The organism is Shewanella goraebulensis, assembly GCF_030252245.1.
In the GTDB taxonomy this organism is placed as follows: Bacteria; Pseudomonadota; Gammaproteobacteria; order Enterobacterales; family Shewanellaceae; genus Shewanella; species Shewanella goraebulensis.
On sequence record NZ_CP126972.1, the window covers coordinates 2,989,680 to 3,014,523 of the forward strand.

The 24,844-nt window shown below is 39.6% G+C and carries 20 protein-coding genes and 3 tRNA genes; 9 read left to right on the forward strand and 14 right to left on the reverse strand.

The features are described 5' to 3' along the window. Nucleotides 1–24: 24 nt before the first annotated feature. Entirely contained in the window at nt 25–1,227 is a 1,203-nt protein-coding gene (fabV, locus tag QPX86_RS12555; protein ID WP_285162903.1) for an enoyl-ACP reductase FabV, read from the forward strand. 187 nt (nt 1,228–1,414) lie between these two features. On the opposite strand, the gene QPX86_RS12560 is transcribed toward fabV, so the two are convergent. Then, entirely contained in the window at nt 1,415–3,190 is a 1,776-nt protein-coding gene (locus QPX86_RS12560) for a flavocytochrome c (protein WP_220755370.1), read from the reverse strand. 379 nt (nt 3,191–3,569) lie between these two features. Here QPX86_RS12560 and QPX86_RS12565 point away from each other — a divergent pair, with 379 nt between their 5' ends. The 3 genes from QPX86_RS12565 to QPX86_RS12575 all read left to right on the forward strand — a co-directional run bounded on the left by QPX86_RS12565 (nt 3,570) and on the right by QPX86_RS12575 (nt 6,955). Then, nucleotides 3,570–4,634, forward strand: a complete 1,065-nt coding sequence (locus QPX86_RS12565; protein WP_285162904.1) for a porin — start codon at nt 3,570–3,572, stop codon at nt 4,632–4,634. Between the two features lie 175 nt (nt 4,635–4,809). After that, nucleotides 4,810–5,685, forward strand: a complete 876-nt coding sequence (locus QPX86_RS12570) for a LysR family transcriptional regulator (RefSeq protein ID WP_220755482.1) — start codon at nt 4,810–4,812, stop codon at nt 5,683–5,685. Nucleotides 5,686–5,722: 37 nt separating this feature from the next. Next, nucleotides 5,723–6,955 carry a DUF819 family protein gene (locus tag QPX86_RS12575; RefSeq protein ID WP_285162905.1) on the forward strand — a complete coding sequence of 411 codons (1,233 nt, stop codon included), beginning with the start codon at nt 5,723–5,725 and terminating at the stop codon, nt 6,953–6,955. Nucleotides 6,956–6,969: 14 nt separating this feature from the next. On the opposite strand, the gene QPX86_RS12580 is transcribed toward QPX86_RS12575, so the two are convergent. The 11 genes from QPX86_RS12580 to QPX86_RS12630 form a co-directional block, all read right to left on the reverse strand. Next, nucleotides 6,970–7,893 (reverse strand): AraC family transcriptional regulator, encoded by a 924-nt coding sequence (locus tag QPX86_RS12580; RefSeq protein ID WP_285162906.1) that lies wholly within the window; start codon nt 7,891–7,893, stop codon nt 6,970–6,972. Between the two features lie 124 nt (nt 7,894–8,017). Continuing rightward, nucleotides 8,018–8,608, reverse strand: a complete 591-nt coding sequence (locus QPX86_RS12585; RefSeq protein WP_285162907.1) for an HAD-IB family hydrolase — start codon at nt 8,606–8,608, stop codon at nt 8,018–8,020. A gap of 113 nt (nt 8,609–8,721) precedes the next feature. After that, nucleotides 8,722–10,593 (reverse strand): SurA N-terminal domain-containing protein, encoded by a 1,872-nt coding sequence (locus QPX86_RS12590; RefSeq protein WP_285162908.1) that lies wholly within the window; start codon nt 10,591–10,593, stop codon nt 8,722–8,724. A 221-nt stretch (nt 10,594–10,814) separates the two neighbouring features. Further along, a complete protein-coding gene (locus tag QPX86_RS12595) occupies nt 10,815–11,087 on the reverse strand; it encodes an HU family DNA-binding protein (RefSeq protein ID WP_055023877.1) in 273 nt (90 codons plus the stop codon). Nucleotides 11,088–11,353: 266 nt separating this feature from the next. Then, nucleotides 11,354–13,705, reverse strand: a complete 2,352-nt coding sequence (gene lon / locus QPX86_RS12600) for an endopeptidase La (protein ID WP_220755477.1) — start codon at nt 13,703–13,705, stop codon at nt 11,354–11,356. Between the two features lie 130 nt (nt 13,706–13,835). Beyond that, nucleotides 13,836–15,116 carry an ATP-dependent protease ATP-binding subunit ClpX gene (clpX, locus tag QPX86_RS12605; RefSeq protein ID WP_220755476.1) on the reverse strand — a complete coding sequence of 427 codons (1,281 nt, stop codon included), beginning with the start codon at nt 15,114–15,116 and terminating at the stop codon, nt 13,836–13,838. 129 nt (nt 15,117–15,245) lie between these two features. Further along, on the reverse strand, nt 15,246–15,857 hold the full coding sequence (gene clpP / locus QPX86_RS12610; protein ID WP_153916032.1) for an ATP-dependent Clp endopeptidase proteolytic subunit ClpP: 612 nt from the start codon (nt 15,855–15,857) through the stop codon (nt 15,246–15,248). An 88-nt stretch (nt 15,858–15,945) separates the two neighbouring features. Next, nucleotides 15,946–17,250: a trigger factor gene (gene tig / locus QPX86_RS12615; RefSeq protein ID WP_220755475.1), complete on the reverse strand. Its 1,305-nt coding sequence runs from the start codon at nt 17,248–17,250 to the stop codon at nt 15,946–15,948. 284 nt (nt 17,251–17,534) lie between these two features. Beyond that, nucleotides 17,535–17,610, reverse strand: a tRNA-His gene (locus tag QPX86_RS12620). A gap of 7 nt (nt 17,611–17,617) precedes the next feature. Continuing rightward, a tRNA-Arg gene (locus QPX86_RS12625) sits at nt 17,618–17,694 on the reverse strand. A gap of 108 nt (nt 17,695–17,802) precedes the next feature. Further along, nucleotides 17,803–17,879: transfer RNA gene (locus tag QPX86_RS12630), tRNA-Pro, on the reverse strand. A gap of 254 nt (nt 17,880–18,133) precedes the next feature. Here QPX86_RS12630 and folD point away from each other — a divergent pair. After that, nucleotides 18,134–18,988, forward strand: coding sequence for a bifunctional methylenetetrahydrofolate dehydrogenase/methenyltetrahydrofolate cyclohydrolase FolD (folD, locus tag QPX86_RS12635; protein WP_220755474.1), 855 nt, complete (start codon nt 18,134–18,136; stop codon nt 18,986–18,988). Nucleotides 18,989–19,170: 182 nt separating this feature from the next. Here the strand turns inward: folD and cysS are convergent, their stop codons facing one another. Further along, nucleotides 19,171–20,553 carry a cysteine--tRNA ligase gene (cysS, locus tag QPX86_RS12640; protein ID WP_220755473.1) on the reverse strand — a complete coding sequence of 461 codons (1,383 nt, stop codon included), beginning with the start codon at nt 20,551–20,553 and terminating at the stop codon, nt 19,171–19,173. Between the two features lie 142 nt (nt 20,554–20,695). On the opposite strand from cysS, the gene QPX86_RS12645 reads away from it, so the two are divergent. Both QPX86_RS12645 and QPX86_RS12650 read left to right on the forward strand, forming a co-directional pair. Then, nucleotides 20,696–21,190 (forward strand): peptidylprolyl isomerase, encoded by a 495-nt coding sequence (locus tag QPX86_RS12645; RefSeq protein WP_220755472.1) that lies wholly within the window; start codon nt 20,696–20,698, stop codon nt 21,188–21,190. 6 nt (nt 21,191–21,196) lie between these two features. Next, the gene (locus QPX86_RS12650) at nt 21,197–21,919 is read left to right on the forward strand and encodes a UDP-2,3-diacylglucosamine diphosphatase (protein WP_285162909.1); all 723 of its coding nucleotides are present in this window, start codon (nt 21,197–21,199) and stop codon (nt 21,917–21,919) included. A gap of 106 nt (nt 21,920–22,025) precedes the next feature. Here QPX86_RS12650 and miaE read toward each other — a convergent pair whose 3' ends face one another. After that, nucleotides 22,026–22,778, reverse strand: a complete 753-nt coding sequence (gene miaE, locus QPX86_RS12655) for a tRNA isopentenyl-2-thiomethyl-A-37 hydroxylase MiaE (RefSeq protein WP_285162910.1) — start codon at nt 22,776–22,778, stop codon at nt 22,026–22,028. A 326-nt stretch (nt 22,779–23,104) separates the two neighbouring features. Here miaE and QPX86_RS12660 point away from each other — a divergent pair, with 326 nt between their 5' ends. Further along, complete coding sequence (locus QPX86_RS12660) at nt 23,105–23,701, forward strand: Yip1 family protein (protein ID WP_220755469.1); 597 nt, start codon at nt 23,105–23,107, stop codon at nt 23,699–23,701. A gap of 155 nt (nt 23,702–23,856) precedes the next feature. After that, nucleotides 23,857–24,843 (forward strand): glucosaminidase domain-containing protein, encoded by a 987-nt coding sequence (locus tag QPX86_RS12665; protein ID WP_285162911.1) that lies wholly within the window; start codon nt 23,857–23,859, stop codon nt 24,841–24,843. Nucleotide 24,844 lies beyond the last annotated feature (1 nt).

The following is a 24,844-nucleotide window of genomic DNA, read 5'->3' on the forward strand; positions in this document are numbered from 1 at the left end:
ATTGTTAAAGGAAGAAGCGAAATTATGATTATTAAACCAAAGATACGTGGCTTTATTTGTACCACTACACATCCAACTGGCTGTGAAGCTAACGTAAAAGAACAAATTGAATTAACCAAAGCGAAAGGCAAAATTGCTAATGGCCCTAAAAAGGTACTCGTAGTGGGTTCTTCAAGTGGTTATGGCTTATCTTCGCGCATCGCATCTGCATTTGGTAGCGATGCTGCCACTATTGGTGTTTTCTTCGAAAAACCAAGCACTGAAACTAAGCCTGGTACTGCGGGTTGGTATAACTCTGCTTACTTTGACCAGTTTGCCAAAGCAGAAGGTTTATACTCTAAAAGTATTAACTGTGATGCTTTTAGCCATGAGGCGAAGCAGAAAGTGATTGAGATGATTAAGGAAGACCTTGGTCAAATCGATATGGTGGTTTATTCATTAGCCTCTCCTGTGCGCAAATTACCTGATACTGGTGAAGTTATCCGCTCAAGCCTTAAGCCAATTGGCGAGACTTATACCGCGACGGCAGTAGATACCAATAAAAACACTATTATTGAAACATCAGTTGAACCTGCTACTGAGCAAGAAATTGCTGACACGGTCACAGTCATGGGCGGTGAAGATTGGGAATTATGGATGAGCGCCTTAAGTGAAGCTGGCGTATTAACCGACAACTGTAAAACAGTAGCTTACAGCTACATTGGTACTGAGATCACTTGGCCTATTTACTGGCACGGTGCCCTTGGTAAAGCCAAAATGGATTTAGATCGTGCCGCAAAAGCTTTAAATACTAAGTTATCTGCTACTGGCGGCTCTGCAAATGTTGCCGTACTTAAGAGTGTAGTCACTCAAGCAAGTTCAGCTATCCCGGTTATGCCACTTTACATCGCAATGGTATTTAAAAAAATGCGTGAAGAAGGTGTTCATGAAGGTTGTATGGATCAAATCTATCGTATGTTCAGCGAGCGATTGTTCCGTGAAGATGGTGCTGCACCTGCAACTGATGCTGATAACCGTTTACGTCTAGATGATTGGGAATTACGCGAAGAAATTCAAAAGCATTGCCGTGAACTGTGGGCTGACGTAACCACTGAAAACTTAGCTGAACTGACAGATTACAATGAATATAAAGAAGAGTTCTTGAAACTGTTTGGTTTTGGCATCGACGGTATTGATTATGAAGCAGACGTTAATCCTAATGTGATGTTTGATGTCGTTAGTTTATAAATCATAAACTCAACACCTAATCATAAAAACCAAGTCAGTTGACTTGGTTTTTTTATGCTTGTTATTCAACTTTTCAATGGTTTCACTTTTCTAAAGCTCAAAAACTTAGCCATAAACTCACTCAAAAAAAAGGCCAAGTTGATGAGACTTGGCCTTGAGATTCAGGGATGATGAATTTATTTAAAGGTTATTTCTTTTCTAGTGCATGCTTAGCTGCGTTTTCACCAGCTTTGCGGCCAAACACCACTGTTTCAGCAATGGCATTACCACCTAGACGATTATGACCATGTAAGCCACCAGTCACTTCACCGGCTGCAAATAAACCATCCATTTTCCAGCTTTGTAAGTTAAGTACGTTTGCATCGGTATCAACTGCAACACCACCCATGGTGTGGTGAATACCAGGTGCTACTTTCACTGCATAAAAAGGAGCTTTGCTTAGGTTGATAGGCATGTCTTCACGACCAAATGCATCATCTTTCCCAGCAGCTTGATACTTGTTGTAATCGCTTGCTGTTTTCGATAAATCACTCATTCCAGTGATTTTTGCTAGCTCTTCAATGCTATTCGCTTTGCTCAACATACCTAAATGCTCATAACCACGAACCATTTTTTTCTTTTCAACTAACTGCTCGTCAAATACCAACCAAGCATATTGATCTTTTTGCTTCAGAATTGCATCAGATGCACGGTCACGGGTGGTTAATTCACTGATAAAACGTTGTCCGTCAGTATTCACCATAATCGCTCCTACACCACGAACGGTTTCAGAAATCAGGATACGGCTGTCTTTACCAATAGTTGGATGCGCTTGAACCCAATCGATATCAGTCATAGAAGCACCAATTTCTTTCGCGAGCAAAACACCATCACCTGTTGCAGTTACATTGTTTGAACTTGTCATGTCTTTCATTGTTGGACGGTAATAAGCAACCATTTGCTTATTCATACCGTAACCGCCAGTAGCTAAGACAACAGAATCAGCTGCGACCATGTTGTAGCCTGAATGGCGACCATGAACAATGACACCAGCGACTGACTTATCATCATTTAGTACAATTTTTTCAATACGTGAGTTAACGCGAACCGGGATGTCACGCTCGATTGCAGCTGCACGCAGCGTATCAATAATGTGTGGCCCTACAGATGCACCACCTGAAGGACGATGGGTACGTTCAACACGAGCACCACCTGAACGCTTTAAATCATCCATGTTGGCACCTAAAGACTCAAGCCATGCCACAGCACCTGCTGACTCCTCAGCTAAAATCTGTACTAATTTAGGATCATTTTTATAACGACCGCCTTTCATTGCATCTTCAGCATACCAATCAACTGAATCTTCAATTCCCTTAGCTTTTTGTTGCGGGGTACCTACAGCATTGATGCCGCCAGCCGCCAACATTGAATTACCGCCGGTATAAGGTGCTTTTTCAAATAGAACAACATTTGCGCCAGCCATTTTAGCTGAAATAGCTGCGTTAAAACCTGCAGAACCACCACCAACAACAATCACATCAACAGTTTCTACAGGCCCTTTATCAATCGCTTTTTGGATTTTTTCCTGGTTCCAATCACCATCCCACTTCTTCTTCGCTTTCGCATCAGCAAAAGGCATTTCCATTTCGAAGTTATGGCAGTTATTACAAGTTAATTCTGGTTTAGCGTGACCAGAGTGACAAGAAGTACAGTTAATTTCACCTAGATGAGAAGCATGTGGATCAAATTCAAGTTTGTCATTAACCAAATCTGCGTAACCACCATGACAATCCTGACACTGTGCATTTTCATGTGTCTGGCTATCAGTCATGGTTTTTTTAATGTCTTTCATCTTGTCTGTCACATGACAAGTTTGGCAATCACCCATGTCTGTGTGAAATGAAGCTAAGTCATTTTTTGCAACAGCACTACCAGAAGTAAGCATCATCACTGCCACTGCCGAAGCTAAGTATTTAAGTTTCATGTGTTCGATCCTTTATGTGTGTTTTCTTATATCTCGTTTGTTGAGAGCAAGATTACTCACTAAGGGGTATTAAAACTTAGATCTTTATCATATTTAAGTTTCAGTTAAGTTTTTATGAAAACGTGTTCAATTCTCCTTAAACATCAACATAAAACAAACAGCTGTGACACATGTTCATTTTATCCAAATTTAAAATTACTACGATATAAAACATGAAATCTAAATAGTTTTTTTAAGTTTATACATTTCGTCAAATATATAAATTTAATTTTCTTATCACGAAGATAACTATTTATAAGAATAGAAGTAAAACAATAATAATTTCTATTAAAACATAATAACTACTATTTAATTTACTATTAAAAACATGGGATTGAACATGAAAAAAACATTACTTTCTTTAACTGTGGTTGCGCTCCTTTCAGCCAACTCACACTCAGTATTAGCAGAGTCACCGCAATTTTATGGCCGTTTAGAAATGGCTGTAACGAATTCAGACAATGGCTCTACTACTCAGAATGGTAAGTCTGGCACCGTATTAGAAAATAACTTTTCAAGACTAGGTCTTCACGGAAGTGAAACAATTGCTAAAAATATTGATGTGCTTTACCGAGTCGAAGTACAAGTTAATTCTGCAACAAACGAAGGCAGTGATGACGTCTTTAAACCAAGAAATACCTACTTAGGATTAAAAACTCAGGCGGGTACGGTTTTAGTAGGCCGTAATGACACCGTAATGAAAACCTCTAAGGGTACAGCTGAAGCGTTTGCCTTAACTAACGCAGCTTATAATCGTATGATTGCTGGTCAAGTCCGTAAAGGTGATGGCTTCACGTATTACTCGCCTAAATTTGCCGATTTAATTACCTTAAACGCCACCTACTTGATTGATGATAATTACGCTGAATACGACGACGATGGTATACGTACTGATTATGACGAAAAGCAATATGCTGTCAGCATTATTGCGGGTGATAAAAAACTAAAGAAACAATCTTATTACCTCGCTGCAGCATATAACACAATCGGTGGAGTAGATGCATATCGCGGTGTGGCTCAAGTAAAAATTGGCAGCCTTAAACTAGGCGGTTTATTTCAAAATACAGAAAGTCAGGAATACAGTTACAAGGAAGGTAACTCTTATTTTCTAAGTGCTGTTTATAATTTAAATGGCGTTAATTTAAAAGCTGAAATTGGCAAAGATGAAGCTGGCTTTGGTAAATATTTTAAAAATAGTGCAGCTTCCTCGAGTGAATACAACCGCGCAACTGATGTCGACATTACTTCATTTGTGATTGGTGCAGATTACCGCATTTCAAAGTCCACTAAAGTATTTGCGCATTATGCTAAATATGAAGGCGAATATAGAGTTGAAAATGCTGGTCCTGTGATCGATTTAGATGAAGATAATATTTTCAGCGTAGGGGTTCGATACGACTTTTAAGCAGTTAACGGGTGTTAGTGATTATCAATATCGCTAACACCTACTTTGCAAGGTTAAAACTTTTATAAAAAACATGAGCAGCGTTCCAAAAAATACAACCTAAACAATGATTTTAACGTTGTTTATTCATATTTAGCTATAATCTCATACATCATTTTTAAAGTAACCTTACCTAATGAAAATCACGCTTAAACAACTGACTATTTTTAAAGCGATACATGACAATGGACAGATATCCAAAGCTGCACAGCAGCTTCATATGTCGACTCCAGCGGTCAGTATGGCACTAAAGGAATTGGAAAGTTCTTTAGGTACACGATTATTTGAGCGCAGCAGCAATGGATTATCCATTAATGATAACGGCGAAGTCATTCTTCCTTATGCAAATGAAATGCTGTCGAAAGGGACTCAGTTGGAACAGATGTTTGCCGAACGAAATGCTGTAGGTGGCACCATAAAAATTGGCAGTAGTAAAACGGCTGGAAACTATATTTTATCTCGTAAAATTCCGCAGTTTAAAAAGCTACACCCGTTAGTTGATATAAAACTTGTGATTAATAACAGTTTAACCATTGAAAAAATGGTTTCTGAGAAAGAGTTAGATTTAGGCTTTGTGGATGCAAAACCGGGGCTCAACAACTTACAATATGACCAATGGATTAAGGATAAAATTTGTCTGGTAACGAGTTGTGATAACCCAATACTCGAAGAAACTATTACACCTAAGCTTCTGTCTGAGCAATTATGGGTAATGGATTCGACCTTGTCAGTGTCAAGGCTACGTAATACTCAGTTATTAAGAAGTGCTAAAATCACTATCAATAACGAGTTATCAATGAATACCATGGGCGCGATTAAACGCGCAATTGGAACTGGGATTGGTGTTAGTGTCTTGCCTTATCTTGCCGTTAAAGAAGAAATACGACGAGGTGAAATTGTAGAATTACAATTGCCTGGTTGGGATTTTAATCGTAATTATTGGTCCATCAGGCGAAATGATGAATCACTATCCTCATTATTAGAAGAGTTCATGCGTTTCTGTAACGCATAGCGACATTCTTAAAATACATTAAGGTAGCCAGAAAGTAATGATCAATCAAGATCCTGTCATATTTGGCTTACTTAGCACCATAATTGGTTTGGTTTTTTATACCAGTCAATCATCTCATCCGCTGCTAAAACAAATATACCGTTTTGTGCCAGTTATGGTCATGTGCTACGTGCTGCCCTCACTATTAAATACATTCAATATTGTTGATGCTAGTAATAGTGAATTAAACACCATCACTTCAAAATATTTAATGCCCGCTTGCTTAACATTGTTAATTATTAGCGTGGATATTAAATCGATACTGTTACTGGGACCTAAAATAATAATCTTATTTTTACTCGGTAGTATTGGCGTTATTATTGGCGGACCACTCACATTATTACTTTTCTCAAAGATCATTCCTGAAAGTATTAACTGGCTGGGCGCCGATGCAACTTGGAAAGGGATGGCAACATTGGCCGGCAACTGGGTAGGCGGCACAGCTAACCAAATTGCGATGAAAGAAATCTACCAAGTTGAAGAAAACCTTTTCGCGATTATGATTTCAGTTAACGTTATCTATTCAGCAATATGGATGTCATTTTTATTGATTTGCGCTAACAACGCCGCTTTTATTGATAAAAAAATCAATGCTGACACCAGTCAGTTTAATCAGCTGATAACCATTACAGAAAAGCGAGTAACCGCTAACCAAGCTAAGCCAACCCTTAATGATTATATGATGATGTTTGCCGTGGCCTTTGGTGTCACAGGGTTTGCACATTGGGGTGCTGATATTCTGGCCCCTTTTTTTGCTGATAATTACCCCCAAACAGAGAAATACAGTTTTACATCTCATTTTTTTTGGATAGTGATCATTGTGACAACTGTTAGCATTGTGCTTTCAAACACAAAGGTTAGAGAACTTGAAACTGTTGGAGCGTCAAAAGTCTCCACCATTATGTTGTACTGCTTGATTGCGAATATGGGACTTCAAATGGATCTTACCATGATCGATGATTTCCCAATTTATTTCGCTATCGGGTTTGTTTGGTTAAGCATTCACGCGATGGTTGTGATCATTGCAGGTTTGCTAATGAGAGCACCAGTCGCTTATATGGCGTTAGCAAGCCAATGCTGTATTGGTGGGGCTGCATCTTCACCTGTTGTCGCGATGGCATTTCATCGCTCATTAGCACCAGTTGCTATCTTATTTTCAGTGTTTGGCTATGCTTGGGCGACTTATATGGCATGGATCTGTGCTGAATTGATGCGAGTGACTGCGCTTTAAAAGTGCGCTTAGGTTCACTCTTTGTACAAGGGTAAATACACTCTCGTTTGAGTCTGATTTGAATTATTTATTTTTAACTTCTCAAAGATTAACGGCATAGTATTTAATTGAGTATTATTAATTTTGCTGTTTTCAACTAACCAAGTGCCATATAAATATTTTATTTTTTTATTTAGTACTTCATCAGAACCTGAATGCAAAAACGAAGCGTAGCTCCCCTTTGGTATACTTGTTTCTTTAAAATATTCTGAGTATTCAATAGCGGCTATTAAAGAAGCTTTCTGTTGTGCATTGACACTAACAGCGATATCAATTTTGTAATTTGATGTTGGTGAGTGGATCTGTTCGTATTCAACTCCCTCTGGGTAAGTCTGATAAATAAAATTGAAAGTTTGGCTTTTTTCAGGCGACAGATTATGCGTTTGCCTAAATGCACGCATTGCTTGAATTGTTTGCGGTAAATACTCTGCTAATGTGCGATGCTCAATAATAATTAACGGAACTTCTTCGAGCTCTACGACTTCAATATTCACCTCAAAAGCTGATAATTGATCATGCCCCTCTGACAACGTTTTTAACGGTTGTTGTTTTTGAAAAAAGTTACCCCAATCAGGAGCGAGCTGAAATTGTTTTGGGCTTTGACCAATACTTCTGGTAAATGCGTGCTCAAAAGCTTTTTCAGAGCTAAAACCAACAGCTTGAGCTACAACACTAATCGCAACACTTTTATCAAAACCAAGTTGTTGAGCTGCCTCTAGATGACGTAATAAATCAATGTATTCATTAAGCTTGGTATGAAATAAGCTCTGAAAAATAAATTCAAAATGATACTCAGGGATCTGTGCAAGCCTAGCTAACGTTTCAATATCTAAACTCGACGATAAATTATTGTCAATATGAGTTAATACACGCTCAAAGCGTTGGGTTATATTCTCCACATCTTTCCCTTTCTCTTTGCATTAGTTAGGCTTCTTTATCTTTGCCAATACAATAAATAATTAAGAAGTTATCTATCATTTTGAAACCACATTTGTAACTACAGCTTTAACTACAGATAGCTCCTCAGCTTACTTTTTCCCAACAAAAATAAGCTTCATCAGCCAATGCTATTAATTGCGAATCTTCTTCGGTATCACCATAGGCATAGACTTTGTCAAAATCATTTAACGAATGTTTTTGTTCAACCCTTTGTGCTTTTACTTCAGCACTGCAGTCACCACCTAAATAACGACCTGTTAAACGGCCTTTTTGTATTTCTAGATTGGCACAAATTAATTGATACCCATGTTGTTCACACCAAGGAATTAAATAAGCATCCAACGACGCCGATACAATAACGATTAAATCACCCTGCTTTTTATGCCATTCTAACCGCTTTTTGGCTTCTGCTCTCATCACAGAATTTAATGTTAAAGCATACTCTTTTCCTTGAGCAAACACTTCGTCAGGTTGTCGGTTCCAGAAACCCAAACGAGTAATAACCGTTCTAATTTTAGAGGCGCCAATCAACTTAAACTTATAAAGTATGATGAAGGGTAATAAAAAAGGATAACAGACGATAATTCGCCATCTAGGCACACTCAAATATATAAATGGGGTGTATGTATCAATTTCCGTGATGGTGCCATCAAAGTCAAAAAGCGCAATATTCATGAAGTTCCTTCTACATGATTGGGTTAAACTGATTATTGATTAAACTTTAAAAGTGAAACATAAAAAAGCCAAGGTTCCCCTTGGCTTTTAAATTATATCCCTTGAACTAAGTGTTATTCAGCCACAGGGTACTCAATTTTAGCTTTTGCTTTTAACGCATCAATGATGGCGCGGTAATCTGCTTCGCTATATTGCGGCGCTAAACGCTCTTTAATGCTGTCAATAATATTGCTATCAATGCCGACCGCAGCGTTCACATTATCAAGTGCAATAACGGCAAAACCATTAGCTAGAGCAGCGGTATCAAATGCAACAGAACCTGATTGTGGTGCTGGCATTTGGAATGCTTTAGTAGTGATAGCTTGGTCGATATCTTGGCTGAAACGAGCTAACTGAACTTTAGTTGCAATAGTCGTTTCAGTAATTTCGTTACCAGCTTTCATTTCAGCTAAGTATTCGTTGGCTTTTTCGCTTGCTTCGAGGTTAGCTTGTTCTTGCACTAAACGTGCTTCGATACCCGCTTTAACTTCACTTAAAGGTAAAGTACCTGCATCTTGATGCTTAAGTAAACGAATTACGACAACGTGGTTAGGCTCAAGCTCAATCACTTCGCTGTTCATGCCACTTCCGATTACGTCATCAGAAAAAGCTGCGCGGACTAACTCAGGCTTGTTCAAGTTCGCTGGTGCATTGTTACGCGAGAACAGCTGAGTTGTTTGCACTTCCACATCTAATGCTTTAGCCGTTTCGTCCAATGTATCTGGCACTTCGTAACTTGTGTCAGCTAAGACGCTTTGTAAGCTGTAGAACTCATCAACGGCTTTCTTGTTCTTAAGGTCAGCAACAATCTTATCTTGAACTTCATCAAATGGTGCTGCGGCACCTGATTGAACGTCAAGTAACTTAACGATGTGGTAACCGAACTCACTTTTTACAACTTGCGAGTATTCACCTTGGTTAAGCTCAAATAATGCAGTATCAAATTCAGGATCCATTACGCCTTGTTCAAACCAGTCAAGTTGACCGCCTTGCTCAGCACTGAATTGGTCATCTGAATCAGCCTTTGCTACTTCAGCAAAGTCTTCGCCTGCTTGTAATTTAGCTAAACTTGCTTCAGCTTTCGCTTCATCAGCACTGTCATCGCCTGAGGCAAATAAAATATGTGCAGCTAAACGTTTTTCAGGCGTTTGGTACTGTTGCTTATTTTCTTCGTAATATGTACGTGCATCTTCAACTGATGCTTCTATACCCTTAGCAATATTAGCGACGTTAAGTTCTACGTACTCTAAGCTCACCTTTTCTTGATCCATAAATTGCATCAAGTTGCTGTCGTAGTAGTTTTTGATGGCGTCTTCTGACACTGAAGCAGAAGCTAAATAAGGCGTTGAATCAACAACTAAGTAACGAATGTCACGAGTCTGGCCTTGAACTTCAGCTAATTGCTTTGCTTCACCATCTAATACGAATTCAGTGGCGACTAACGATGTTAACAGCTGACGACGCGTCATATCAGTGCGCATCATATTTCTGAAGCTTGTCGTTTGGTAGCCTAGCTGACGTAATACAGCTAAATAACGATCGTTATCAAACACGCCATCAGTTTGGAAGGCTGGCTCATTAACAATCGCTTGTCTAATTTGATCATCTGAAACACGTAAGCCTAAATCTTCTGCTGCTTGAGTCATTAATTTGTCAGCAATCAGACGGTCTAATACATTTTGCTTGATACCATTCATGTAGTTATCATCAGCAGATAATGCATCAAACATTTCACCTAGTTGTTGTTCTAAGCGGCCACGTTCGTTTTGATAAGCTTGTTCTAGTTCATTTGCAGTAATCTCGTCACCGTTAACTACAGCGACAGCAACTTCAGTTGAAGTTCCTAGGTAACTACTTACACCTGCAAATGCGAACGAAAGAATCACTAGCACTAAAATACTTTTAGCAATAACGCCTTGTGAACCTTCGCGAATTTTTTCTAACATCTGAATTCTCGCTTGTTGCGATTAAAAAAATAAAAAGGCGCACCACTTGGGGATGCGCCTTCTTGTAATTTATGTGGAGTTATCAGACGCTACCTCGGGTATGACCCAATTCCTCCGAATATCAAAACTAACTAAGTTTTTTCTGATATTTCTTTCGCAAAAAGCACTGTCAAAACAGTGCTTTCTACAAATGCCTTACAAAAGGCAACGATATTAACTATTTAGTTAACAGCGTCTTTTAGAGCTTTACCAGCTTTGAATGCTGGAATGTTTGCTGCTGCAATTTTGATTTCCGCACCAGTTTGTGGGTTACGGCCAGTACGTTCTGCACGTTGACGTACTTCAAAAGTACCAAAACCAACTAGAGAAATTTTGTCGCCTTCTTTAAGTGCTTCAGTAACAGCACCAATGAAAGAATCTAATGCACGGCCAGCGCCTGCTTTAGAAATGTCAGCACCAGAAGCGATTTTCTCGATTAGTTCAGATTTGTTCATGTCATCCCCTTGAATGTTTATTTTCGCGCCGCAACCAAATCCGTCTTTAGAGCGGTCTGCGGAGGCTTTTTTGTAATAAGTTTGATACCACACCAAACTTAGTTGGAAAACCAAAAAAAATGTACTTGGATACAGCTCAAAGTCAGTTGCGCCAAGGGTTTGGTGCTAACTGACTCTCCACTTATCTAGGCTACCACAGCTTTCGCGTTTGTTAAGCCCCTTTTTTCACTTTTTTTGGCTTCAAAGCATGTTTTTTTGCTATTTAGCTACTTTTTAACCACTTCAAAGCCCTTTACAGGTCTCTCTAAGGCTAATTCAAGCACTTCATCCACCCATCTAACGGGATGAATTTTAAGATCTGCAATGACATTCGCAGGAATTTCTTCTAAGTCGCGCTCATTTTCTTTAGGAATAAGAACAACTTTTATACCGCCGCGATGCGCCGCAAGTAACTTTTCTTTTAAGCCACCAATAGGAAGTACTTCGCCACGAAGAGTAATTTCACCCGTCATCGCCACATCACTTTTAACAGGGTTACCAGTTAAACTTGAAACGAGTGCAGTACACATCGCAGCACCTGCCGAAGGACCGTCTTTAGGTGTTGCTCCTTCAGGTACGTGAACGTGAATATCACGTTTCTCGTAAAAGTCAGCATTAATACCTAATTGTTCAGCTCGTGCTCTTACTACAGTCATAGCAGCTTGAATTGACTCTTGCATTACGTCACCCAGCGAACCGGTATAAGCAAGTTTGCCTTTACCTGACACAGATGTGGCTTCAATCGTTAGCAAATCACCGCCAACCTGAGTCCACGCAAGACCTGTCACTTGACCAATTTGGTTATTTGATTCTGCTTTACCGTAATCAAAGCGCTGCACACCTAAGAATGACTTCAAGTTATCTTGATTCACTTCAACAGTCTTAACTGACTTGTCTAAAAGAATCATTTTAACGACTTTACGGCACACTTTAGACAACTCACGTTCTAATGAACGCACACCAGCTTCTCGAGTGTAATAACGGATCATGCCGATGATGGCACTATCGTCGATATTGATTTCTTTAGGCTTAAGACCGTTACGCTCAACTTGCTTAGTCAGCAAATGCTTTTTAGCGATGTTAAGTTTTTCATCTTCGGTATAACCCGATAAACGAATCACTTCCATACGATCTAATAACGGTCCTGGAATATCCATTGAATTCGATGTAGCCACAAACATTACATCAGATAAGTCGTAATCTACTTCTAAGTAATGGTCGTTAAATGCTGCATTTTGCTCAGGATCAAGCACTTCAAGTAATGCTGACGAGGGGTCGCCACGCATATCTGAGCTCATCTTATCGATTTCATCTAATAAGAATAATGGGTTTTTAACACCCACTTTAGCCATTTTTTGAATCACTTTACCTGGCATTGAGCCAATGTAAGTACGACGATGTCCACGGATTTCCGCTTCATCACGTACGCCACCTAAGGCAACACGAACATACTTACGACCTGTTGCTTTAGCAATAGACTGACCCAGTGAAGTTTTACCTACACCTGGTGGTCCAACTAAACACAGGATTGGGCCTTTAAGCTGCTTAACACGGCTTTGAACTGCTAGGTACTCAAGAATACGCTCTTTAACTTTTTCTAAACCATGGTGGTCTGTATCTAAAATTTCTTCAGCCTTAGATAAGTCACGCTTAATTTTAGAACGTTGGCTCCAAGGCACTGACGTCATCCAATCAACATAGCTTCTCACCACTGTCGCTTCTGCAGACATTGGTGACATCATTTTTAACTTATTAAGCTCAGCCTCTGCTTTTTCTTTTGCTTCAGCAGGCATTTTAGCTTCTTCGATCTTACGACCTAAGACTTCAAATTCATCTTGGCTTTCGTCAAGGTCGCCGAGTTCTTTTTGAATGGCTTTCATTTGCTCATTCAAATAATACTCGCGCTGGCTTTTTTCCATCTGTTTCTTAACGCGGCCACGAATACGTTTCTCAACTTGTAATAAGTCAATCTCGCCTTCCATCATCGCCATTAAATATTCAAGACGTTCGCCAACGTTGATCATTTCAAGTACTGACTGTTTATCTTCTAATTTAAGCGGCATATGAGCAGCCATCGTGTCAGCAAGACGTGCAGCTTCTTCAATACCGGTCAATGAAGTCAGTACTTCTGGTGGGATTTTTTTGTTTAACTTGATGTAACCTTCAAACTGGCTGATAGCGCTACGTACAAGCACCTCTTCTTCTTTTTCAGCAAGTTGTTCAGATTCTAAGTATTGCGCTGTGGCAACGAAGAATTCTTCTTCTTGGGTGTATTTATCAACTTTTGCACGCTGACCGCCTTCAACTAATACTTTAACAGTGCCATCAGGCAATTTAAGTAATTGTAAAATTGACGCTACAGTACCAATTTCGAAAATATCATCTTTTGTTGGTTCGTCTAAATCAGCTTCTTTCTGTGCGACCAATAAAATTTGTTTATCTTGTTCCATTGCCGATTCTAAACATCGAATTGATTTCTCTCGTCCGACGAATAACGGAATTACCATATGGGGATAAACCACTACATCTCGAAGTGGCAGCACGGGGAGTTCGATATGCGCTTCACGCTCTTGGGTCATAGTTCGATTCCGTTTGATGAATGGATTTTATAATCAGTATATTGGGATGTTTCTTGAAGTTTCAATGCTTAATACGAAAAAAGGAGCCCGATGGACTCCTTATTTTTCATAAACTGCTAAAAGCGGCTATTTATTGTTCGCCACCAGCCACTTGGCTGTCAGTGTTTTCATAAATCAAGATAGGTGCAGACTCACCTTTCACAACTGATTCATCAACAACGGCTTTTATTACACCTTCTACTGAAGGAATGTCATACATAGTATCTAATAAGATATCTTCGATGATAGACCGTAAGCCACGAGCACCTGTTTTACGCGTCATTGCTTTGTGAGCAATGGCTTTAAGTGCATCTTCACGGAACTCAAGTTCAACCTCTTCCATCTCAAACAACGCACCATACTGTTTAGTCAGTGCATTTTTAGGTTGAGATAAAATTTGTACCAATGCAGATTCATCTAACTCTGTTAGCGTCGCAACAACTGGTAAACGGCCGATAAATTCAGGGATCAAACCAAATTTAATTAAATCTTCTGGTTCAACTTTACCTAACGTTTGTGAAATCGTGGTCTTATCAGCTTCGCCTTTGACTTCAGCACCAAAACCAATTCCAGTACCTGTTAGCCCACGTTGCTCAATGACTTTCTCAAGTCCAGCAAACGCACCGCCACAGATAAATAAGATTTTAGAGGTATCAACCTGTAAAAACTCTTGCTGCGGATGCTTACGACCACCTTGCGGTGGAACTGAAGCAACAGTACCTTCAATCAATTTTAGCAGTGCCTGCTGAACACCTTCACCAGACACATCACGTGTAATTGAAGGGTTATCAGATTTACGGCTAATTTTATCGATTTCATCAATATAAACGATACCACGTTCAGCTTTCTCAACGTCATAGTCACATTTCTGAAGTAGTTTTTGAATGATGTTTTCAACATCTTCACCAACATAACCAGCTTCAGTTAATGTTGTCGCATCAGCCATAGTAAATGGCACATCTAAAGAACGCGCTAGTGTTTCAGCCAATAACGTTTTACCACTACCGGTTGGACCGATAAGCAAAATGTTACTTTTACCTAATTCAACACCTTCAATCGGTGTGCCATTACGCAAACGTTTATAGTGGTTATATACCGCCACCGACAAGACTTTTTTAGCCTGATTTTGACCAATAACATAATCATCGAGATGAGTACGCAATTCGTGCGGCGTCGGTAACTTATCATGATCGCGCTTAGGCGATATTTCTTTAATTTCTTCGCGAATGATGTCATTACAAAGCTCGACACACTCGTCACAAACATATACTGAAGGTCCAGCGATTAGCTTTCTAACTTCATGTTGGCTTTTTCCGCAAAAAGAGCAGTACAGTAGTTTGCCACTGTCACCGGTACTTTTATTATCGCCCATTACCCTACCTCTGTTGCAGCCTGTTCACTGTTTTCAAAAAACCATCTGTGCATTTATTCACCTACACAGGAACAGTCAAATATTTTTTATACGCTATTCATCACAGAATAGCGTACTCAGGCCTAAAGATCAGCTACGCTTTTCAAAAACTGAATCAACTAAACCATAATCAGCAGCTTCTTGCGCACTCATAAAGTTATCACGGTCAGTATCACGCTCGATAACATCTAATGGCTGGCCAGTATGTTCAGCTAACATTTCATTCAATTTATTCTTAATGCCTAAGATTTCTTGAGCATGAATAGCAATGTCAGATGCTTGTCCTTGGAACCCACCTAGTGGCTGATGGATCATCACACGTGAATTAGGTAGACAATGACGTTTTCCTTCAGCACCACCTGCTAATAAGAATGCACCCATGCTACAAGCTTGGCCAATACATACCGTGCTTACATTAGGCTTAATGAATTGCATCGTGTCGTAAATTGCCATACCAGCAGTAACAGAACCACCAGGTGAATTGATATAAATTGAGATATCTTTATCTGGGCTTTCTGATTCTAGGAACAATAATTGCGCCACGATCAAATTAGCCATGTGTTCTTCCACTTGGCCAACCAAGAAAATTACTCGCTCTTTTAATAAACGAGAGTAAATATCATATGAACGCTCACCTTTAGCCGTTTGTTCAACAACCATAGGTACAAGAGCATTGAGTACAGATTCTGGCGCTTTATGCATTTTATGCTTCCCTAAAATAAAAATGGCTCGTATGAGGAACCTCATACGAGCCATTAAATGGCGATCCGCCAATCAAGTCAAGCGAAGGTTACGCTTTACCTGTTGCCTTGTTCATAAATTCTTCAAAAGCGACTTCTTTTGGAGTAACTTTTGATGATTTTAATAGAACTTCAACAGCTTGCTCTTCAAGCGCTACGTTGCGCATGTTTTGCATAAGCTCTTTGTTGCCATTGTAGTATTCAACAACTTCACTTGGATCTTCATATGCAGAAGCCATTGAAGCAATAAGACCTTGAACACGTTCGTCTTCAGCTTGAAGTTCGTTAGTTTTGATCACTTCACCTAAAAGTAAACCTACTTTAACACGACGCTCAGCTTGTTCAGTGAACAAATCAGCTGGAAGCTCAGGCATGTTTTCAGTTTGGCCACCAAAGCGCTGCATTGCTTGTTGACGAAGAACATTAACTTCACCGTCTACTAATGCTTTAGGGATAGTGATTTCGTTTGCAGATAACAAACCTTCAATAACTTGCTCTTTAACATTTGCTTTAAGCGCTTGTTCAAGTTCACGAGTCATGTTTTTGCGGATTTCAGCTTTAAGTGCTTCTAAACCACCTTCAGCGATACCGAATAAAGAAGCAAACTCATCGTTAACTTCTGGTAATTCTGCAGCTTGAACTTCAGTAAGAGTAATAACGAACTTAGCCGCTTTACCTTTTAAGTTCTCAGCATGGTAATCTTCAGGGAATGTCACTTCGATTTCGAATTCATCACCTGCTTTATGACCAATAACACCAGCTTCGAAGCCAGGGATCATACGGTTGCTACCAAGCTCTAGTTCGAAATCATCAGCTTTTCCGCCTTCGAATTCTTCACCATCAACAGAACCTACGAAGTTCATTTTAGCTTTGTTACCTTCTTCAGCAGCAGTTTCAACTACAGCGAATGTAGCGTGTTGCTTGCGAAGAGTTTCAATCATAGTGTCAACGTCAGCGTCGTTAACTTCAGCTTGTGGCTGCTCAACTTCGATTGCATCTAAACCAGTTAGTTCCACTTCTGGGTAGATTTCGAAAGTCGCTACGAATACGTAGTTTTCGCCTTCAGTTTCGCCTGGTGCGAAAACTGGCGCGCCAGCTGGGTTTAATTTTTCAGCCATGATAGCTTCGATGAAGTTGCGTTGCATAACTTCACCAGTAACGTCTTGGCGGATTGCTGCGCCGTAACGTTGGTTGATCACAGATACTGGTACTTTACCTGGACGGAAACCTGAAATCTTTGCACGTTTCGCTTCACGTAATAAGTTGTCTTTAACTAATTTCTCAATTTGTTCAGCAGGAACAGAAATTGTTAGGCGACGTTCTAGGCCTTGAGTTGTTTCAACAGAAACTTGCATTGTTTTACCTCGAAATATGTCTGACGTCCTTTGTAATAGTCGAAACCTCAACTATTAAATATTCGTTTCTTGATTATTAATGTTTTCTAATAAAAGTGCGATACAGCAGCTTTTCAGCGCCATTACCCGTAATAATTCGTATTAGATATTTATCAAGACGCGACATTATAGCGACGGTTTACTGCTGAGTCGAGTGTGAAAACGGGGTTATGTGGGGATTTTAGACATAAAAAAAGCGACCTAAGGTCGCTTTCTCTACAATCGTGCATTTTTAATGCAAAATTTGGGGTGACTGATGGGGCTCGAACCCACGACAACCGGAATCACAATCCGGGGCTCTACCAACTGAGCTACAATCACCATAATTTGGTACGCCACTCAGGATTCGAACCTGAGACCCACGCCTTAGAAGGGCGTTGCTCTATCCAGCTGAGCTAGTGGCGCATGGTTTACAAATCTAATCTGAATAACCCGCTGTCACAATCAATTGATTTGGTGTTCAATTAATGTATCAAGCTTATTCGCAAAACATTAGCTTTACAAATATAAAATTGGTCGGTGATAGAGGATTCGAACCTCTGACCCTCTCGTCCCAAACGAGATGCGCTACCGGGCTGCGCTAATCACCGAGATGTCTTCAACAGTTAGTTTTAAGTTAGTACTTAACGGCTTATCTGTGAGAACGGGGCGCATATTAACGAGTCACTTTACTATCGTCAACGATTTTTTTTGCAAACTGGTTCAGCTGCTGTTTTTACAAACAAAAAATTCTGTTTTTAATAAATCGTTTAGCCATTAATCATGACATGCCTATGCCTGACTGGTAGAATACGCCTCGTTTAAAATCATCTCAATCGCGCCATATAAAGGAAACTATACACTCATGACTGCCCAAAATATTGATGGCAAAGCGATAGCTCAATCTATTAGAACCTCATTAAAAGAAAAAGTATTGGCGCGTAAAGCGGCTGGTAAACGTGTTCCAGGTCTAGCAGTGATTCTGGTTGGCGCTGATGCCGCCTCACAAGTATATGTTGGCAGCAAACGCCGAGCATGTGAAGAAGTCGGTTTTGAATCGTATTCATATGACCTTGAAACTACAACAACCGAAGCTGAATTATTAGCACTAATTGATCAATGTAATGAAGACCCAAAAATCGATGGCATCTTAGTACAATTACCTTTACCTGATCATATTGAAGACTCAAAGGTCATCGAGCGCATCAGGCCAGACAAAGATGTCGATGGTTTCCACCCTTATAATGTTGGTAGATTAGCCCAGCGTATCCCTGTACTACGTTCATGCACGCCAAAAGGAATTATTACCCTAATCAAGTCAACAGGTATTGATACCTACGGACTTGATGCCACTATCGTTGGCGCATCTAATATTGTTGGTCGTCCAATGACATTAGAGTTATTGCTAGCAGGCTGTACAACCACAACATGTCATCGCTTTACCAAAAACCTTGAGCAAAAAGTTCGCCAAGCGGATTTGCTGGTTGTCGCTGTGGGTAAACCTGGGTTTATCCCAGGTGATTGGATTAAGCCAGGTGCTATTGTCATTGATGTGGGTATTAACCGCCTTGAGAGTGGTCAACTTGTTGGTGATGTTGAATTTGACGTTGCAGCCGAGAAAGCTGCATTCATTACCCCTGTACCAGGTGGTGTAGGCCCAATGACAATTGCAAGCTTACTTGAAAACACCTTATATGCTGCTGAGCAATACCACGACTAATTAAATCCATTTAGTGATAATAAGCTTCATAAGTATTTAAGCTGATTATCAAGACCAAATGAAATAAAAAAGCCTGCATATTTGCAGGCTTTTTTTTGGATTAAGATAACAACTGAGTAAGCAACATTTTATTACATTGATTTAAAACTCTACTGAGTTATTCAGTCCTGTCTTATCGCTTATTAAGACTTTTTACGCCAAGTTGTGCCTTCTTCGCCATCTTCTAAGACAACGTTTAACGCATTCAATCTATCGCGAGCTGCATCAGCAGCAGGCCAGTCTTTTTCAGCACGAGCACGATTACGCTCAACGATTAACGCTTCAATTTCTGCGACTTCGTCATCACTGCCTTCACCTTGGAAGAAAGCATCAACATCACGATTGATTAGACCTAAAACATCCGTTAATGATTTAAGGCTGACACCGAGTGCGCTTGCTTGTGCCATATCGATTAGTTTTAAGCGGTTAATCTCACGCACCATTTCGAAAATAACTGAATAAGCTTCTGGCGTATTAAAATCATCATCCATTGCCGTTTTAAACTTAGCAATAAAGGCTTCTGCAGGCGCAGCAGTAACAGATAAGTCTAAGCCTTTTAGTGAGGTATAAATTCTCTCTAGAGCTGATTTAGCTTGCTTCAAATTATCTTCTGAATAATTTAACTGACTACGGTAATGCCCTGATAGCAAGAAATAACGAACAGTTTCAGGATCGTAATGCGCTAATACATCACGAATGGTAAAGAAGTTGCCTAATGATTTAGACATTTTCTCTTTATCGACCATGACCATGCCAGTATGCATCCAGTAGTTCACATATTGTGAGCCGTGTGCACAGCATGATTGTGCAATCTCATTTTCATGATGTGGGAACTGTAAATCGCTACCGCCACCATGAATATCAAAATGCTCGCCTAAATGCTTGCTGTTCATTGCTGAACATTCAATGTGCCAACCAGGACGACCTGGTCCCCATGGCGATTCCCAAGTTGGTTCACCAGGTTTAGACATTTTCCACAAAACGAAGTCCATAGGGTCACGTTTGGTGTCTTCTACTTCAACACGCGCGCCAGCTTGAAGTTGTTCAAGGTTTTGACCAGACAAACGACCATATTCAGCGAACGAAGACACACTGAACAGTACATCACCGCTTTCAGATACATAGGCATGATCTTTAGCAATAAGTGTTTGCACCATTTCAATGATTTCTTCGATGTGCAGCGTCGCTCTTGGTTCAAAATCAGGACGCATCATATTTAGTGAGTCAAAATCATTGTGCATTTCGCCAATTAATCGCTCAGTTAATGAATCACAACTTTCTTTATTTTCAGCGGCGCGCTTAATGATTTTATCATCAACGTCAGTGATGTTACGTAGGTAGTTCACGTCAAAACCACTGTAACGTAAATAACGAACAATCATATCGAAAGAAACAAAAGTACGACCATGACCAATGTGACATAAATCATATATGGTGATACCACATACATACATGCCAATCTTGCCTGGGTTAATCGGTTTAAATTCTTGCTTTTCACGACTCATACTATTGTAAATTTTCAACATCGATGGTTCTCTTTTACTCGTTTTGATACCAATATAATTAGATCAAAGTCTATCATGAGCAACACTGTTTTGAACACTGCACTTTAAGCCTCACGTTAGATAAGTTAGAATCGCGCAACAATTTTTTTCTAGGTATTTAAATATGATCACTTTGCACACCAACATGGGCGATATCAAAATTGCTCTTAATGCTGAAAAAGCGCCTCTTACTGTTGAAAACTTCATCAAGTACGTTAAAGACGGTTTCTATGACGGCACAGTTTTTCACCGCGTTATTGACGGGTTTATGGTACAAGGTGGTGGATTTACTGAAGATATGGTTCAGAAAACACCTAACGCAGCTATCAAAAACGAAGCTAACAACGGTTTATCGAACAAAATCGGTACATTAGCAATGGCGCGTACTTCTGATCCACATTCAGCAACGGCGCAATTCTTCATCAACGTTAGCGACAACACTTTCTTAGATCATAAAGCAGAAACCGGTCAAGGCTGGGGTTACTGTGTATTTGCTGAAGTGGTTGAAGGCTTAGACATCGTTGAGAAAATTAAAGGTGTTAGCACGGGTAACCGTGGTATGCATCAAGATGTGCCACTAGAAGCCGTGGTAATCAACAGTGCTAGCATTGCTGAATAAGCTATAGTGCACACTGTATTTATGGGCGATTTGCACTTAAGTGCCGATCGTCCTGATATCTCTCAAGCCTTTATTGACTACCTCAATTCAGATTTATCTGAAGTTGAAGCCATGTACATTATCGGTGATTTGTTTGAAGTGTGGACCAGCGATGATATTGCTGAGCCTTTTACTGATGACATTGCTACACATATCAAACAAGTATCTAAGCGAATGCCAGTTTACTTCATTCATGGCAATCGTGATTTTATGGTAGGTAAAGAATTTGCAGCCAAATCTGGTATGCAGTTATTACCTGAAATCAAAGTACTCGATTTATACGGCATCCAAACTGTAGTGCTACACGGTGACAGTTTATGCACCCTAGATAAGTCTTACCAACGCTTCCGCCGCTTTAGAAACTCAGCAATCGTTAAATGGATTTATTGTCACTTACCAAAATCGACTCGACAAAAAATCGCTGCAGATATCAGGCATAAAAGCCAAAGTGGAAATCAAGATAAAAGCTATGTCATCATGGATGTAGAACAGTCTGCCGTTGATGCCTTATTAGGTAATACCCATACCCAAAGAATGATCCACGGGCACACTCATCGCCCAGCTATTCATGAATTAGATGATAATAAGCAACGTATTGTTGTTGGTGATTGGTACGATCAAGGTAGTATTTTGATTGTAAATAAAGACAGTGCTGAATTACAACAACTGCCCTTCTCTGCTAAAAAGTAATCAGCTCTAGTTGCGGATAATTTTTATACCCAGCCAATCAATATACGGACTAAGTCATCATTTATAGTTACCAATCTCACTCTGATTAAACTTATTGCCTTAAGTATTACACTGGCAAGCCACTATGGAACTTAAAATCTTCGTCAGGAAGTAAAATTAAATCAGCTTCCACCTGCGCAAAAAAAGCGACCCTTTCACTGATGTCCTTACCAGAAATAGACTCTGCAAGTGATAAATAGTCTTGATAATGGCGGGCTTCTGAGCGAAGTAAAGAGATATAAAATTTTTCTAAGTCAGCATCGAGGTGTGGAGCAAGTTTGGCAAAACGCTCACACGATCTTGCTTCAATAAACGCTCCAATAATTAACTTATCAACTAATGCATCAGGCTCAAAAGTCTTAACATGCTTCATCATTCCTTTAGCATAACGCCCAGCTTCTAAAAGTTCATAAGGCACATTCTTCTTATCCATTAGCTCCATAACTTGATAGAAATGGTGCAACTCTTCTTTTATCAGTAGCACCATTTTATCAACAAGGTCTTGTCCATAGGGACAATTATCCCTTACGGTGACTTGCTTAGTGATATTACTTTTGCCCTTTAAGCTTGCTAAATCACCCACACGTTTGTAAGCAAACTCTTCGTAAGGTTTTACCCACTGCGTAAGTCGATTCGCACTTTCTTTATCAACTGCATATTTACGAATAAGAAACATGGCGCTTTGGGCGGCTTTAAGTTCACAAAGCAAATGATCTCGTAGAATAATGGATAAATTATCAGAATGACTCGCTTTGTTAATCCAACTATCAGGGGTCTCACACTTTAAAAAACGATAAATGGGCGCCAATAATTGCTGCATGTGATTTTAAACTTTTGTTAGGGTTTGAACGTATTTTACCTTCGTTGAGGATATTTCTACAGATAAAACACGATTAACCCTTGACGAATCGATGCTTATGTTCAATAAATAGTCTATACATCTTCGTAACAATAGTTGCTAAAGTTGTATTTCAATCTACTTAAATGGATGAACTTCGTAAGGGATGAAGTTACTACTCAATATATGACTAAAGGATATTGAGTAGATCTGGAGCTGATTAAGTCGATTGATATATGGGACTATGATCAGTTCGTCTGCAGTTTGGCGAGCTAATGTATGAATGCTAAACAAGGATAATAATAACTATGATACTAAATCACTTAATGGGGCTTTACACTCATCCGAAACAAGAGTGGAAAACAATTGAACGCAATCATGAGGCAGTAAAAAGCAGTCTCAGTCATATATTACTCATCGCATTAATTCCTGCAGTATGCAGCTTTATAGCGACAGCTTACATTGGTTGGCATCCAGCAAATGGTGACCCACTATTTTTGACACCACAAAGTGCAATGTTTATGTCGGTAGGGATGTATTTCGGCCTTATCGGTGGTGTGATGGCATTAGCATACTTATCTTTTTGGATGGCAAAAACCTTTGATGCATCACCAACATTTACCCAAGCATTAGAACTTGCCGCATACACTGCGACACCATTATTTATGGTTGGTATTTCGGTACTTTATCCTGTGCTTTGGTTTATTATGTTAGTTGGCCTTGCAGGCTTAGCTTACTCGGTATATTTACTCTATGCAGGTGTTCCAATCATTATGAATATTCCTGAAGAAAAAGGGTTTATCTACGCAAGTTCAGTCGTTACGGCAGGATTAGTTCTGTTAGTCGGCCTAATGGGAAGTAGTGTCATCTTATGGAGCTTAGGTTTTGGCCCTATGATGCAATAAGTATTTTTAAACTATAATTAAAGGCGCTTACGCGCCTTTTTTAATGTGTTTTCATCTCGTTTTCACTAAATTCATTAAATAAAACCACAAATTTTGTCGCATTTACAATACGCTCAACTTTGTACAAAAACCTGCAACAGTCTTTAGGATGCAATATGACCAAAAACACTTATCAAAAAATACTCTTTGTTATAATACTCCTGATGAGCCTTTTTGCTATTAACTATTGGGTGAAGTCTTCATCACCAATACCAGATCACCAGCAAGATAAATCTCAAAAACTTGCTTCTGAAACAAAAATCTCTACTAAAAGCTCTCCCCCGAAACAAGCTAAAGATATTACTTTGAATTCCTTAGATGAGCTTATCGCCCTATTTGATACCCTCAATTACAACACTGAAAGCTGGCAAGCAGGTGTCCGTGAAGTCCCTAGACTGAGCTTCGAACGTGTTAGCGAGAAATGGCAGCAGACTTCGAATGAAATACCAGTACAACTAAAAAAAATGGTTTTCTTTAGGCTTATGGCCCCACTGATCCTCATTAGTAATGAAAACATCACAGCAGAAAGAGAAGTTGTCAAACTCGCTAGACTCGATGATGCTAAATTAACCGCTATAGCAAGAAAATACAGAATCACTAGCGAAACTTTAGAGTCAATAACCGAAGAGCAACGCCAACAATTATTGAAGCGTGTTGATATCATGCCGCCTTCACTGGTACTAGCACAAGCTGCAGAAGAAAGTGGTTGGGCAACATCGAGATTTACTTTAGAGGGTAATGCTTTCTTTGGCCAATGGGATTTCAGTGGTAACGGAATGATCCCTAAGCAACAACGAAAGGAGCTAGGTAACTATGGTTTAGCAAGATTTGATACCCCTCAAGCATCTGTTGAAGGTTATATGCTCAATATTAATACTAACGCTGCCTATATAAAGTTACGTGAGCTTAGAAGAGACTTAAGAGCTGATAAACAGCCAATAACAGGGTTAGAGTTAGCCAACACCTTAGATAGATACTCTGAGCGTGGTCAAGCTTATATTGATGGTATTCAAGGGATGATACGCTTTAATAAATTAGATCAAGTTGATGAGGCTTATTTAAGTGACGATGCACCACTTCATTTAATATCAGCTAATCAATAAA

Coding starts and splice junctions, on each gene's coding strand:
- folD (WP_220755474.1), top strand. CDS start 18,134: ATGACTGCCCAAAATATTGATGGCAAAGCGATAGCTCAATCTATTAGA.
- QPX86_RS12565 (WP_285162904.1), top strand. CDS start 3,570: ATGAAAAAAACATTACTTTCTTTAACTGTGGTTGCGCTCCTTTCAGCC.
- clpP (WP_153916032.1), bottom strand. CDS start 15,857: ATGCATAAAGCGCCAGAATCTGTACTCAATGCTCTTGTACCTATGGTT.
- fabV (WP_285162903.1), top strand. CDS start 25: ATGATTATTAAACCAAAGATACGTGGCTTTATTTGTACCACTACACAT.
- cysS (WP_220755473.1), bottom strand. CDS start 20,553: ATGTTGAAAATTTACAATAGTATGAGTCGTGAAAAGCAAGAATTTAAA.
- QPX86_RS12575 (WP_285162905.1), top strand. CDS start 5,723: ATGATCAATCAAGATCCTGTCATATTTGGCTTACTTAGCACCATAATT.
- QPX86_RS12645 (WP_220755472.1), top strand. CDS start 20,696: ATGATCACTTTGCACACCAACATGGGCGATATCAAAATTGCTCTTAAT.
- QPX86_RS12590 (WP_285162908.1), bottom strand. CDS start 10,593: ATGTTAGAAAAAATTCGCGAAGGTTCACAAGGCGTTATTGCTAAAAGT.
- QPX86_RS12660 (WP_220755469.1), top strand. CDS start 23,105: ATGATACTAAATCACTTAATGGGGCTTTACACTCATCCGAAACAAGAG.
- QPX86_RS12560 (WP_220755370.1), bottom strand. CDS start 3,190: ATGAAACTTAAATACTTAGCTTCGGCAGTGGCAGTGATGATGCTTACT.
- QPX86_RS12595 (WP_055023877.1), bottom strand. CDS start 11,087: ATGAACAAATCTGAACTAATCGAGAAAATCGCTTCTGGTGCTGACATT.
- tig (WP_220755475.1), bottom strand. CDS start 17,250: ATGCAAGTTTCTGTTGAAACAACTCAAGGCCTAGAACGTCGCCTAACA.
- QPX86_RS12665 (WP_285162911.1), top strand. CDS start 23,857: ATGACCAAAAACACTTATCAAAAAATACTCTTTGTTATAATACTCCTG.
- lon (WP_220755477.1), bottom strand. CDS start 13,705: ATGACCCAAGAGCGTGAAGCGCATATCGAACTCCCCGTGCTGCCACTT.
- QPX86_RS12585 (WP_285162907.1), bottom strand. CDS start 8,608: ATGAATATTGCGCTTTTTGACTTTGATGGCACCATCACGGAAATTGAT.
- QPX86_RS12570 (WP_220755482.1), top strand. CDS start 4,810: ATGAAAATCACGCTTAAACAACTGACTATTTTTAAAGCGATACATGAC.
- clpX (WP_220755476.1), bottom strand. CDS start 15,116: ATGGGCGATAATAAAAGTACCGGTGACAGTGGCAAACTACTGTACTGC.
- miaE (WP_285162910.1), bottom strand. CDS start 22,778: ATGCAGCAATTATTGGCGCCCATTTATCGTTTTTTAAAGTGTGAGACC.